Source organism: Enterocloster sp. OA13, assembly GCF_022440595.1.
Lineage (GTDB): Bacteria > Bacillota > Clostridia > Lachnospirales > Lachnospiraceae > Enterocloster > Enterocloster hominis.
This window is the reverse complement of sequence record NZ_JAKNTF010000001.1, coordinates 4,370,321-4,383,616: the sequence shown is the minus strand read 5'-3', so window position 1 is coordinate 4,383,616 and position 13,296 is coordinate 4,370,321. Positions and strand designations below refer to the sequence as shown.

Genomic DNA, 13,296 nt, shown 5'->3' with positions numbered 1-13,296 from the left:
TCATGACAGGCGCGCCAGAGGGCGGCCCGGTCAGCAGCCGTATCCCCATGGTATGGCTGCTTTTTTTCTTTTATTTTTCCATAGAATCCTAATGAAAATTTCAGAATCCCATCACAAAATACTCACAAATTCCCTGTATGCTGGATAAATATGGCAGTGATAGGGCTGCGTTAAGGCTGCGTTAAGGACATGCGGATCATAAGGGCATGTTAAGGGCATGCCGGAGAAAAGAAAATGACAGGGAGGCAGGGGCGAGGGATGACCAATGAGCAATATTACGATTTAATCAAGCCCTATGAGGATGCAAGGCGTGTGCTGAATACCCGTCTGGAGGTTTTGAATCACAGCCTGTATAAAGAAAAGAATGTTTCCGGCCCCATCCATAATATCCAGAGCCGGCTTAAGGAAAAGAGGAGCATTGAGGATAAGCTCAGGCGTCTTGGATTTACGGACAGCATCGCCAATGCCCGGAACGAGCTTCAGGACATTGCAGGCATACGCGTCATCTGTTATTTTGTGAATGATATCTATAACATGGTAAATATCCTGAAACGCCAGACGGATCTTGTGGAGATTAAGGAAAAGGACTACATACTATCACCCAAGCCCAATGGTTACAGGAGCCTGCACCTGGTTTTAGGCATACCGGTGTACTGTCTGGACACCATGGAGTATTTTCCGGTGGAAGTGCAGTTTAGGACCATGGCCATGGACTTCTGGGCCAGTATGGAGCATCGGGTGTGCTATAAAAAACAGCCGGAGAACAAGGACAGGCTGGAAGCGGAATTCTGCCGTTACGCACATATATTGGAAGAGATTGAAAATGAATTTGAAACGCACAATGAAAGGAAGTAGGTGGTCTTAGGACAACCATCCATCAGGCTATCAGGCCGGCATCCGCGGAATTTATCTTCGGATGCCGTTTTTTTGCGCCTTCTGTACATAATAATAGCAAGATAAAGAACAGGAAGGCAGAAATGATATGCAGAAAATATGGATATGCGGTGCAAATGGAAGGGTTGGGCGCAAGCTGACAGGGCTTTTAAGGTCAGAACCGGTGGAGCTTCTCCTGACGGATGTGGATTCCGTGGATATCACGGTTTCAGGGGATGTGATGGAGTATGCAGGAATGAACCGGCCCCATTTCATCATTAACTGCGCAGGGCTTACGGACCTGGCCCGGTGCCAGCGGGAACCGGAGCTTGCGTTTAAGGTAAATGCACTGGGGGCAAGGAATCTCAGCGTGGCCGCCAGGATGGGGAAGGCCAGGCTGGTACAGTTTTCCACGGATGACGTGTTTGACGGGGACAGCCGGGAGCCGTATACGGAATTTGATACCCCCGGTCCACAGACCATATATGGGAAATCAAAGCTGGCAGGGGAGAACTTTGTACGGGAATTCTGCAGCAGGCATATCATCATCAGGAGTTCCTGGATATTCGGGGCGGGAAGCCCTTACCTGGGGCAGATCCTAAGGATGGCGGAACAGGGACAGGTCATACATGCGGCCGCAGACCAGTACGCAGCGCCCACAGGGGCGGAGGAGCTGGCGGAAAAGACAGTGGAACTGATGTACCACGGGGAGGACGGCCTTTATCATGTGACGGGACAGGGAAGCTGCAGCCGTTATGAATTTGCCAGGGAGGCAGTGCGCCTGTCAGGGACCGGCGCCTCGGTGGTGCAGGCCCGGGGCGGGGATGATGACCTGAATGCCCTGCGGCCTTCCTACAGCGTACTGGATAACATGATGCTGCGGATTTCCGGCATTGCTCTGCTTCCTGACTGGAAGGTCATGCTGGAAGCGTATATGGAGCAGTGGAGACGCAGGCGTCAGGATCCAGATATGGCTGGTATGGATTGGAGGCAGGGGAGATGAGGACGTTATGGAGGAAGGATGACGGGAGGAAGGATAGGGGAATGGGGAAGAATGGGGCGGAAGAAGGCGGGATGGGGAAGCCGGGGCTTACCACGGCAATTTTCATCGGACTTCTTATGGGAGCGGCTGCCGGAATCCTGTTCCACTATGTGGTACCGGCAGGGCCTTTCAGGGACGGTCTGATGATAGACGGCATTTTCTATGTGATTGGAAATGGGTTCCTGCGTCTCATGCAGATGCTGGTGGTTCCGCTGGTGTTCTGCTCCCTGGTCTGCGGCAGCATGGCCATGGGGGATACCGGGAAGCTGGGACGGATAGGGGTGAAGACGCTGGGCTTTTATCTGGTCACCACCGCCCTTGCCATAACAGCTGCCATCCTTACCGCCAATGTAATCAATCCGGGCCAGGGGCTTGACATGTCGTCCATCGAGGCGGCGGATGTGTCCATTGCAGAGCGGGCCGGGCTGGCGGACACCCTGCTGGATATCATCCCCACCAATCCAATCCATGCCCTGGCAAGCGGGGACATGTTGTCCATCATCCTGTTTGCGCTGTTAGTGGGGGTCATTCTGGCAGGACTTGGGGAAAGCGCTGAGACAGTGGGGAACTTTTTCGGACAGTTCAATGATGTGATGATGCAGATGACCGTGATGGTCATGAAGCTGGCGCCATACGGCGTGTTCTGCCTCACGGCCAGGACATTTTCAGGGATTGGTTTTGATGCGTTCGTCCCTCTTCTCAAATATATGGCAGGCGTCCTCCTTGCACTGGTCATACAGTGTGTGGTGGTTTATATGGTCATACTCAGGATATTTACAGGCTTAAGCCCAAGGGTGTTCCTGAAAAAGTTCCTTCCGGTCATGGGATTTGCCTTCTCCACAGCCACCTCCAATGCAACCATCCCCATGTCGATTGAAACCCTTCACAGGAAAATGGGGGTGTCCAAGCGGGTATCCTCATTCACCATTCCCTTGGGGGCCACCATCAATATGGACGGCACGGCCATCATGCAGGGTGTGGCCGTGGTGTTTGCGGCCCAGGCATTCGGAATCCATCTGTCTGTGGCAGACTATCTGACCGTCATACTCACCGCCACCCTGGCCTCCATCGGTACCGCAGGCGTGCCAGGGGTGGGACTTATCACCCTTTCCATGGTATTTGCGTCCGTAGGGCTGCCGGTGGAGGCCATAGCGCTTATCATGGGGATTGACCGTATCCTGGATATGAGCAGGACGGCTGTCAATATAACAGGGGACGCGGTATGTACCACCATTGTGGCCAGTCAGGACGGTTCGCTGGACCGCGGTGTGTTCTACGGCACGGAGATGATGCGGGAGGGGGAGTAAAGATGTCCTTGACGTTCCCCGCTGTGGATTTTATACTGGTAATAGAGCGTGTTTTAGGTCATAGGGCTGCTGTACGGCATATCAGAGAATACACAGGAGGGAACCATGAGTTTATTTGGACTTGAATTTAAGAGCAGGGAAGAACGGGAGCGGGATGAGCGTGACTATCTGTACCGAATCTTTCCCGGAGGGGACGAGCAGAAGAAAGCGGTTGAGAAGGAGCTGGCCTCCAAGCTGCCCTGGGTGGAAATCCGTGGGTTGATGCTCTATTATATCCTTATGCGTGATGCCATGACAGGGCGGGATGGAGTGGGGTTTGAGGATGCGGTGGCTAAGGTGTCCAAACGCCAGCGCATGATTAAGGTCACGCCGGAGATACTTAAAGTGGTGCGGGCTGTCCTGGACGAGAACGGCTGATACCGTTGCAAAGGAGGTTCCCTGGGGCGGGAGAAAAGACGGGATGCGGTATGTGACACCGGACAATCCCGTTGCATCCTTTCGTTCCTAATGAAGGCGGACGGAACCGGCTGGGCGGTTCAGGAACCATGCGGCCGGTTTTCGATTAATAGGATTAGGCTTATGGGATTAGGATTACAGACAACACAGATTACAGACAACAAAAAACCTCACAGGTTCACCTGCGAGGCTTTTTTCATGCGCCAGAGAAGATTCGAACTCCCGACACTACGGTCCGTAGCCGTATGCTCTATCCAGCTGAGCTACTGACGCATGCTGCTGCTTGTTTATCTCTAACAGCGCAAGAGCTATTATATCCCCTTTGGAGATAAATGTCAATGGTTTTTGGAAAAAAATTTTATAGTCCATTGTAATAAACATTTAATACAAATGACAGATATTGATATCTGCATTATGCTATATTATGACTATAAGATATGGCGCGATGAATGGTCTGTTTGGAGGAGGTGGATGCAATGCGTATAACTGGTTTAATGGCAATGCTGTCCTTATCTGTGGTTCTTACCGCAGGATGTAAGGCATCTGTTACTGATGGAACGGAGCCTGATGTGACAATCAGCGGGGAAGACAGGGGAGGCAAGGAAACGGGGGCGGCAGAGGACACGGGGGCAACAGAGGATACAGGGGCAACAGAGGAAAACGGTGATGGCAGTATGGACGCGGCTGTCTGGTTTTTGGATACAGACATAGAGTGGACCCAGGCAAAAGAAACGGAATTGCCCGAACGGCTGCGTGGGAACTATATACGGCTGGACAAACCACTGCGGTTTATCCCGGTTTCGGAATCAGGATACTTGGCACAGGTGCGTGAATTCATGAAAGCATATGATGGATCCCTGCCTGTATATTTTAGCGCCCATAATGAGGCCGTCATGATGAAACTCCAGGAAGAGGGGATAATTGATGCCTACTATGAAATAAAGGAGCTTGACCCGAAACAGCAGGAAACCGGACCGCAGACCTTTGCTGTGTATAAGGATTCCCTTGAATTCTGGGGCAGTTACCTTGCTATGGTCTTACCGGCCTCATCTTCCAATCAAAGCAGCGATTACGGGCAGCTGCCGGAAGTAATCATGTCATCCGGCATGCTGACTGATTTCATCCGTAAACCGGATATGACAAAGTATGTTGATTCCGTGGACCGCCGCTGCTTTACATTTACAGGCGGCAATGAGGAATGGGATTTTGAGTACCAGGTGGATGGCTCCATTACACTTTACAATATGGATGGCCGTCTGAGTTCGGAGAGTGAATGCCAGTATGAGGTAACCGCATCTTACAAAAAAGGCCTGGATGTATTGAATCAGACGAAAAAACTTGCTATTTCTTATGAAACTTCCGTGGGAGGCGGGTCCCTCAGCGATGCCATACCATATAGGGACACGGTATTTAAGCTTCGCGGAGCAAGCAGGGGCGGGGCGATTGTGCAGGGGGATGAAGTAATCCGGGTAACTGTGACCATGGATGATAAAACAGAAACCTTTGACCTGGTAAATGAAGAACTGCAACAAAAACATTGAAAAGAGATATCCCCTATGGTATTATTATTTTCATAAGTCAATTAATTCGGAAGAGGATGCAATGACGCAGAAAAAAGTTGTACTGCGTCTTTTTGTGTATGAGGCCGAACAAAAAGGAGGAGCATCTATGAAAAGAAAATTAAGCCTGGTACTTGCACTGATGATGGCTGCCGGTCTGGGACTGTCCGGCTGCGGCGGTCAGGGCGGCAGCACGCCAGCAACCCAGCCGGGAGCGGCAGAGAGCAGCGCTTCAGGAGACGCCCAGGGAGCGGGCGCAGGACAGAGCGTGGGCGATACCGGCATTGACACAACGGGTTTCCTTTACGTTGCCCTGAATGCGGATATCCAGACAGCGGACATGCAGAAGACATCCAAGGATTATCAGATTCCCATTAATATCTATGACAGCCTCTGTGAAATCAAGGTTGCGGATGACGGGACATCCTCCATTGAACCGTGCCTGGCAGAGAAGTGGGATATCAGTGATGACGGCATGGAATACACCTTTTACCTGAGAAAAGGCGTGAAGTTCCATAATGGCGAGGAACTGAAGGCCAGTGATGTGAAATATACATTCGAGCGCATGCTTACGGTACAGGGAGGGACCAACTCCGAATTCCTGGACCAGATAAAAGGCTCCTCAGAGCTGTTTGAGGGAACCGCAACTGAGCTGGAAGGCTTTGAAATCCTGGATGACTACACATTTAAGCTGACCCTTAAGGAACCGTATTCCGGTTTCCTGGCCTGCATCTCCACCCCGGCCGTATGCATTTACAATGAAAAGGCCACCGAGGAAGCAGGGGACCAGTTCGGCCTTGACCCGGCCCTGACCGTTGGCACCGGCCCCTTTAAGTTTGCCAGCTGGACTTACAATGACCAGCTTGTACTTGTGAGGAACGATGATTATTTCCAGGGAGCCAGCCAGCTTCCGGGCGTTGTAATCAAGATCGTGCCTGATACCGAGACACAGACCATGATGTTTGAGAGCGGCCAGCTGGATCTTCTGGACATGGACTATATGACAGAGCAGATTGACCGTTTCCAGGAGACTTATCCGGACCAGATGGTTTCCGGACCGCGTCTTGGAACAACCTACTTTACCATGAACCAGAAGATAGAACCGTTTAACAACCTGCAGGTCAGGAAAGCAGTCCAGATGGCAATTGACCGCCAGGTAATCCTGGACACACTTTACGGCGGCAAGGGCCAGCTGGAGAACGGTATCTTCCCGCACGGCTTGATTGGCTTTAACCCGGATATGCCTGAAATCAAATATGACCCCGAAGGCGCCAAGGCCCTGCTTGCAGAGGCAGGATACCCGGACGGATTCACCATGGAGATTGCGGCTGATATGTCGGCTTCCGACACCATGACCATGGCCCTTGAGATCATCAAGGAGCAGCTGGCCCAGGTGGGAATCAATGCGGAGATTAAGAATTATGATGAGTCCACATGGCTGGAGACAAGGAAATCCGGCGAGCTTGGTTCCTTCATTTCCACATGGACGGCTGATTACAATGACCCGGATAACTTTATCTACACCTTCTTCGGCAATGTGGAGAAAACCACGGCCCGTTCCCTGAACTATCCGGATACAGCCGTGATGGAGCGCGTGGCAAAGGCCAGGACCATCCTGGACAACGATGAGCGCATGAAGGAATACAATGCCCTGGAGGAGAAAATCATATCAGAGGATGCTGCATGGGTTCCCATGTTTTCCAGACTCCACCTCTTCGCTGTTTCCAAGCGCGTGCAGAACTTTAAGGTTGCCTGGAACGGCCTCAGCGACAATGATTTCTATCCGCTGTCCATTTCAGAATAAATTACGGCTGCCTTGACGGGGCCATACATATGATATTAGTCCGGCGTCCGCCGGACTGCCTGGGTGCCGCATATACTGCGGCACCTTTGGCAGATATGCGGAGTGCCCTCAGAAACCTCTTTGCCCGTCAAGGTGGTTTCTGAGAGTACTCCCAGAAGGAAGAAGGGGGTAATCCAGTGCTTAAAAAATGTCTGAAACGAATCCTGATATCCATACCGGTCCTTATAGGCGTTGTCCTGATTATTTTCATCATGCTGAGGATCATACCCGGCAATCCGGTCACCACCATGCTGGGCGAGCATGTGAACCAGGCCATCATTGACAAGGTCAGCCGGGAAATGGGTCTGGACCAGCCGCTGTATATCCAGTTTTTCCGGTATGTGGGCAATGCCCTTAAGGGGGATTTTGGTACCTCCTACCGGCTGAACCGGAATGTGACAGGAATCATACTGGAAGCATTTCCTAACACGGTCAAGCTTTCCGTGTGCGCGGCCGTGGTGGCCTGGATCATCGGAATCACTGCCGGGATCGTGGCTGCCGTGAAACAGAACAGGCTGTTGGACCGCCTGTTCATGGGATGCGCCCTGCTGGGGGTTTCCATGCCTGTATTCATGACCGCGCTTGTGCTTCAGTACGTATTTGCATTCAAGCTTAAACTGTTTCCGGTATCCGGATATGATTCCTTGGCTGCCATGGTGCTGCCGGCCATTGTCCTTGGGTGGAACTCGGCAGGAAGCATTGCCCGCATGACGCGTTCCAACCTGGTGGAGGCCATGCAGGGGGATTACATACGCACGGCCAGGGCAAAGGGACTCAGGGAATGGGGCGTCATTGTCCATCACGCCCTTAAGAATGCCATGCTGCCCGTGGTCACCATGATGGCGCTCCAGGTTTCCAGCATGCTTTCAGGAGCCGTGCTGACTGAGAGCGTGTTCGGGATTCCGGGAATCGGACGTCTGGCGGTGAATGCCATTGAGACGAGGGACATGCCTCTTTTGCAGGGCACGGTCATCTTTACAACCATTCTTGTAATTGCAGGTAACCTGGTAGCGGATATGCTGTATTCGGTACTGGATCCGAGAATCAGGGAGGGCGCATGATGAATGAGGAAAAAATAACAACAATCAATTCCCTGGATGTGGAGTCACAGATAGGGGAATCCGAGACACTGCTGGACCAGATGAAGACCATGGTCCGCCAGAATAAACTGGCTGCATTTGCGGCAATTGTAATCATCGTGATTGCGCTGGCCGCCATATTCGCACCGCTGGCAGCGCCCTATGACCCATACGCCCAGACACTGACCGACCGGCTTCAGGCGCCCGGCGCGGCCCACCTTCTGGGAACGGACGAGCTGGGACGGGACCTGTTCAGCCGGATTATATACGGAGCAAGGGTATCCCTGCTTGTAGGGCTTGTCCCCACGCTGATTTCCATGGCAATCGGAACCGTCCTGGGGCTGCTGGCCGGGTTTTACGGCGGCAGGGTTGACTTTGCAATCATGCGCCTGGCAGATGTGATGCTTGCATTTCCCTCCCTGCTTCTGGCGCTGGTCATTACCTATACCATAGGCGGCGGCCTTGTGAGTATTTTCGCTGCGCTGATCCTGGTGAACTGGGCGGGGACGGCCCGGATTGTCCGCTCCCAGACCCTTTCCCTGAAAGAGGCGGAGTATGTGGAGGCGGCCCGTTCCATCGGCGTGAAGAAGTGGAGGATCATGTTCCGGCACATCCTTCCCAACTGCCTGCCGTCCCTGATCGTGCTGTTTACCCTTAACATACCGGCGGCCATACTGACGGAATCTTCCTTAAGCTTCCTTGGGGCAGGGCTGCAGCCGCCGTCAGCCAGCTGGGGACTTGCGGTTGTCCGCGGCAAGAAGTACCTTTTCTCCGAACCGTGGCTTTCCATTGCGCCCAGCGTGGCAATCATGATTGTGGTCATGGCATTTAACTTCCTTGGCGACGGCCTTAGGGATGTGCTTGACCCGTATTTAAAAGAACAATAGGAGGCAGGCGGATGAACAGGGAAAATGCTTTGAAACAAGAAAATGCTTTGACCGGGGACAATGCCCCGGCAGGTAACAATGTACTGACAATTGAGAACCTGCAGTCCTATTTTTTCACAGCCAGGGGTACGGTCCCGGCGGTGGACGATGTGACCATCGAGGTGCCTGCGGGCAAGATAATCGGCCTGGTAGGCGAGTCCGGGTGCGGGAAGAGCATGACGGCCATGTCCGTGATGGGGCTTCTGCGCCACCCCGGCAAGGTGGTGGGAGGAAGAATTACCCTGGACGGCAGGGACATTACCTATCTGAATCCAAAGGAGAGGGCCAGGGTGCGCGGCAATGAGATATCCATGATTTTCCAGGAACCCATGACCTCCCTGAATCCCGTGTATCCGGTGGGAAGGCAGGTACAGGAAGCCATCCTTCTGCACCAGAAGGTATCAAAGGCCGAGGCCAGCCGTCAGGTGATTGAGATATTTAAGGAGGTGGGAATCCCGGAGCCGGAGAAGCGTTACCATTCCTATCCGCACCAGCTTTCCGGCGGCCTGCGCCAGCGTGTGATGATAGGAATGGCCATGGTCTGTAAGCCCAAGGTCATGATTGCAGACGAGCCGACCACGGCCCTGGACGTTACCATAGAGGCGCAGATACTGCGTTTGATGAAACGCCTGCGGGACGAACAGGGAACATCCATTATCCTGATAACCCACAATATGGGAGTGGTGGCAGAGGTGTGCGATTACGTCTACGTCATGTACGCGGGCAAGGTAATGGAGCAGGCAGAGGTATTCGACCTGTTTGGGAACACCAGCCACCCCTATACCCAGGGACTGTTAAAGTCCATACCCAAACTGGATAGCAGGGAGGAGCGGCTCTATACCATAGAAGGTGTGGTACCCAACCTCCTGCATCTGCCGGCAGGCTGCAATTTCTGCAACCGCTGTAAAAAGGCAGAGGCGCGGTGCATGGAGGAAAAGCCCGGGCTTTATGGGATTGGGACAGATGAAAACGGCATGAGCCACAAGGTACGGTGTTTCCTTTATGAAGATAGGGGGCAGAAGGACACAGCCCCTGAATCATGCGGCCTGGATGGACAGGCAGGCTCATCCTGCGGGGAGGTGGCGGAAGATGGCAGATAAGAAAATACTTCTGGAGGCCAGGGAACTTGTAAAGGAATTTGCCCTTGAAGGCGGCAAAAAAGGAAAAAATGTGGTGCACGCGGTATCCGGTGTGAACCTAAAGATATACGAAGGCGAGACGCTGGCCCTGGTAGGCGAGGCAGGCTGCGGCAAAAGCACATTGGGGCGCACCCTGATTAAGCTCATAGAGGCCACATCCGGTACCGTTGAATTTGACGGGACAGACATCACCAGGATGAAGGACAGGGAATTTACGGAAATCCGGCGTCAGATGCAGATCATCTTCCAGGATCCGTACGCATCCTTAAATCCCCGTATGAACGTAAGGGAAATCATCTCAGAACCCCTTACCACCCACGGCCTTGCCAGGACAAAGGACGAGATTGACAGCCAGGTCAAAGAGCTGATGGATGAGGTGGGAATCCCAAGGGAGTTCATCAACCGGTACCCCCACCAGTTCTCAGGCGGACAGCGCCAGAGAATCGGCATTGCAAGGGCCATAGCCCTGCATCCCAGGCTGATCATATGCGACGAGCCGGTATCCGCCCTGGACGTATCCATCCAGTCCCAGGTATTAAACCTGTTAAAAGACCTGCAGGAGCAGTACCAGCTGACCTACCTGTTCATTTCCCATGACCTGAGTGTGGTGAAGTTCATATCCGACCGGGTCTGCGTCATGTTCCTGGGCATGGTCTGCGAGATAGGGGACACCCATGAACTCTACGACCACCCCCTGCACCCATACACCCATTTCCTGCTCAACGCCATACCAAAAGCAGACCCCAGGCTACGCAGCGATGAAAAAGAACTCCTGACAGGCGAAATCCCCAGCCCCGTAAACCCTCCCTCCGGCTGCCGCTTCCACACAAGATGCCCATACGCAAAAGACATCTGCATCCAAACCGTGCCAGAAGGAAAAACAATCGGGGAACGCCAGGTATTCTGCCACTTTCCGCTGACATAAAGGAAATAAGTCTGGCATAGGGTGGCTGGAAGTAGAACAGATACGGAATAAGGCTGGTACAGCGTAGAGCAGATACGGAATAAGACAGATTCAAAACAGAACAGAATCCAAATTAAAAGAAAATCCCAACAGACAGAATGCCGCAGTCCCACATAAACATCAATCAAGTTTTGTGGACCCGCGGCATTTTGATATTTCTGATACATTCCAATAATTGAAGTAAACCCTCTGACAGTCAGACACATCCAATAAAATCAAAGCCGGAATCACGAAACAATCAGAAAAGCCTAAGCCTGTCAACCATCCCACCGGTACAGATTGAATGGATGCAGGCGCGAGGAAACGTAGTGGGTGAGCGGAAGGGGGCTGGGGGCGGTGGATGCATCTACAGGTGCGTGTAGTTCTTGGGCTGTGGGAAGCGGCGTTAAGAGGCTGGCGCCCTTTGTCTGAGCCCAGTAACTAAAATCAAGGAAAAGAGCAGCAGCGAGTTAGGGCAGAAGCCTCTTGTTTTTAGCCGGTTCCCAGAGTCCTAGGTCGTGTTTGAAAATTCATTCCCGCCATCTGCACGCCCCACTTCGCGGCATATTTGGTCCCAATTCGGTCAACGTAGCCCGCTACGCCTCCCTCATCGGGACCAAATCTCCCACAAAGTGGAACGCACAGCTGACGGAAAGCAATTTTCAAACACGACCTAGAACTACTAGCACCGCAGCCGTATCCACCTCCCCCAGCCCCCTTCCGCTCACGGACGCCCCCACCTCCCCGTCCGCACCCCAAAATCCCTCCGCACCTAAAATCCTTCCATCACCTAAACACCCCAATACAATACCCAATCACAACCCAAAGCACGGACAGGATCCACAGCGGCACAAATGAGAATTTCACATAATCCGCCAACTCCGTGCCATCGGCCAGGTCGCAGGCCAGATAGATCTGAGGCTGGGCAACCGGGGAAATCATGGCGCCCATGTTCATGAGAAGTGTAAGCACCACTATTTCATTGGGAACGCCGAATTTGCTGCTTACCCCGGCAACAATGGGGACCAGGGCATACTGCCATATATCATTGGTGAAGATAAGCATGAGCGGGGTGGAAAACAGTGCAATGATAAGATATACCCATGGTCCCATGGTACCGGGTATGATACGGATAAGGAAATCCACCATGGCATCCATCATTCCGCTTTCAGACAGCACCCCGACCACTACTCCGGACAGGAATACGGCGCAGGCAGTGGAATACATTTCCTGGGAATATTTCTTTAACAGGCTTCCCTGGAGTTTCAGGTCAGGGTAGTTGACGCTGAGGGCCACAATCAGGCCAATGGCAAATACAAAGTAGTCCGGGCAGGGCACGATGCTGAGTCCGATTATAAGAAGGATTGTCCAGACCAGGTTGAACCAGAACAATTTAGGCCGTTTCAGTTCAGAAGCTTCCATCACCGTCCGGGTGTCCACGTCCACGCTTACCTGCCCTGCGCCTTTCTTCATCTGCAGCCGCGCAAGGATTACGGCAAGGACAATGCAGAGCGCGATGTAAATCAGCATCATGGGAAGCATTTTCATGAAAATGTAGTTCTGTGGACTTTCGATTCCCTCTAAGAGCGTGGCCGCCCTTAAGGTCCTGCCGTTCCACGGCGTAACGAACAGGGCGCACATGGTGGCGGAACACAGCAGCAGAAGGACCTTGGGGTCAATCTTCAGCTTTTTGTAAAGGGGCAGCATCATGGGGATGGTAACCAGATAAGTGGAGGTGACGCTTCCGTCAATTTCCGTAATCAGGGACACCAGCACGGTGATGATACAGATTACGGTGACGCTGAGCCTGGTGTGTTTTAACAGGAATTCAACCATGATGTCGAACAGTCCTGCTTCCGACATGACGGAGAAATAGGGCAGGGAAAAGAAGATGATGAACATCAGGTCCCTGGTTTTTCCCAGGCCGGAATTGATATAGCCGCATATCTCCGGGACACTGGCGCCGATTAAAAAGGCGCCAATGATGGGAATGATTGTAAATGCAAACAAGGTGCTGACTTTCTTCTTTAAGAGCAGCGTGGTGATTAATATCATCATCGCGAAGCCTATAATTGCGGTATAACTCATGTTTCATTATCCTCCCATTATTTGTTTTCTGCCGCAGGAGC

The 13,296-nt window shown here is 52.6% G+C and carries 12 protein-coding genes, 1 tRNA gene and 1 pseudogene; 11 read left to right on the top strand and 3 right to left on the bottom strand.

Annotated elements, in window-relative coordinates:
• Positions 1–258 precede the first annotated feature (258 nt).
• The 4 genes from MCJ35_RS19380 (at position 259) to MCJ35_RS19365 (ending at position 3,639) form a co-directional block, all read left to right on the top strand.
• Positions 259–855 carry a GTP pyrophosphokinase gene (locus MCJ35_RS19380; RefSeq protein WP_025485785.1) on the top strand — a complete coding sequence of 199 codons (597 nt, stop codon included), beginning with the start codon at positions 259–261 and terminating at the stop codon, positions 853–855.
• Between the two features lie 127 nt (positions 856–982).
• Positions 983–1,876, top strand: coding sequence for a dTDP-4-dehydrorhamnose reductase (gene rfbD, locus MCJ35_RS19375; RefSeq protein WP_025485786.1), 894 nt, complete (start codon positions 983–985; stop codon positions 1,874–1,876).
• Positions 1,877–1,947: 71 nt separating this feature from the next.
• Positions 1,948–3,222: a dicarboxylate/amino acid:cation symporter gene (locus MCJ35_RS19370; RefSeq protein ID WP_034577637.1), complete on the top strand. Its 1,275-nt coding sequence runs from the start codon at positions 1,948–1,950 to the stop codon at positions 3,220–3,222.
• 105 nt (positions 3,223–3,327) lie between these two features.
• Positions 3,328–3,639 (top strand): hypothetical protein, encoded by a 312-nt coding sequence (locus MCJ35_RS19365; protein ID WP_025485788.1) that lies wholly within the window; start codon positions 3,328–3,330, stop codon positions 3,637–3,639.
• A 238-nt stretch (positions 3,640–3,877) separates the two neighbouring features.
• Here MCJ35_RS19365 and MCJ35_RS19360 read toward each other — a convergent pair.
• A tRNA-Arg gene (locus tag MCJ35_RS19360) sits at positions 3,878–3,951 on the bottom strand.
• Positions 3,952–4,154: 203 nt separating this feature from the next.
• Here MCJ35_RS19360 and MCJ35_RS19355 point away from each other — a divergent pair.
• The 6 genes from MCJ35_RS19355 (at position 4,155) to MCJ35_RS19330 (ending at position 11,149) form a co-directional block, all read left to right on the top strand.
• Positions 4,155–5,219, top strand: coding sequence for a hypothetical protein (locus MCJ35_RS19355; protein WP_025485790.1), 1,065 nt, complete (start codon positions 4,155–4,157; stop codon positions 5,217–5,219).
• A gap of 127 nt (positions 5,220–5,346) precedes the next feature.
• Positions 5,347–7,041 (top strand): ABC transporter substrate-binding protein, encoded by a 1,695-nt coding sequence (locus MCJ35_RS19350; RefSeq protein ID WP_025485791.1) that lies wholly within the window; start codon positions 5,347–5,349, stop codon positions 7,039–7,041.
• A 176-nt stretch (positions 7,042–7,217) separates the two neighbouring features.
• The gene (locus MCJ35_RS19345) at positions 7,218–8,141 is read left to right on the top strand and encodes an ABC transporter permease (RefSeq protein WP_008719390.1); all 924 of its coding nucleotides are present in this window, start codon (positions 7,218–7,220) and stop codon (positions 8,139–8,141) included.
• Positions 8,141–9,046 carry an ABC transporter permease gene (locus tag MCJ35_RS19340; RefSeq protein WP_008719388.1) on the top strand — a complete coding sequence of 302 codons (906 nt, stop codon included), beginning with the start codon at positions 8,141–8,143 and terminating at the stop codon, positions 9,044–9,046. Before MCJ35_RS19345 ends, MCJ35_RS19340 begins: the two co-directional genes overlap by 1 nt.
• Before the next feature lie 11 nt (positions 9,047–9,057).
• The gene (locus MCJ35_RS19335; RefSeq protein WP_025485792.1) at positions 9,058–10,185 is read left to right on the top strand and encodes an ABC transporter ATP-binding protein; all 1,128 of its coding nucleotides are present in this window, start codon (positions 9,058–9,060) and stop codon (positions 10,183–10,185) included.
• Complete coding sequence (locus MCJ35_RS19330) at positions 10,175–11,149, top strand: ABC transporter ATP-binding protein (protein ID WP_025485794.1); 975 nt, start codon at positions 10,175–10,177, stop codon at positions 11,147–11,149. The genes MCJ35_RS19335 and MCJ35_RS19330 overlap by 11 nt, the downstream gene beginning before the upstream one ends.
• 510 nt (positions 11,150–11,659) lie before the next feature.
• On the opposite strand, the gene MCJ35_RS32215 is transcribed toward MCJ35_RS19330, so the two are convergent.
• Positions 11,660–11,833 (bottom strand): DUF6783 domain-containing protein, encoded by a 174-nt coding sequence (locus MCJ35_RS32215; RefSeq protein WP_329602257.1) that lies wholly within the window; start codon positions 11,831–11,833, stop codon positions 11,660–11,662.
• Between MCJ35_RS32215 and MCJ35_RS32210 the strand changes: the two are divergent.
• Positions 11,750–12,025: pseudogene (locus tag MCJ35_RS32210) on the top strand (DUF6783 domain-containing protein); the annotation flags it as partial. The gene MCJ35_RS32215 and the pseudogene MCJ35_RS32210 overlap by 84 nt on opposite strands.
• On the opposite strand, the gene MCJ35_RS19325 reads toward MCJ35_RS32210, so the two are convergent.
• Positions 11,954–13,255: an SLC13 family permease gene (locus MCJ35_RS19325; RefSeq protein ID WP_025485795.1), complete on the bottom strand. Its 1,302-nt coding sequence runs from the start codon at positions 13,253–13,255 to the stop codon at positions 11,954–11,956. The pseudogene MCJ35_RS32210 and the gene MCJ35_RS19325 sit on opposite strands and share 72 nt — an antisense overlap.
• Positions 13,256–13,296 lie beyond the last annotated feature (41 nt).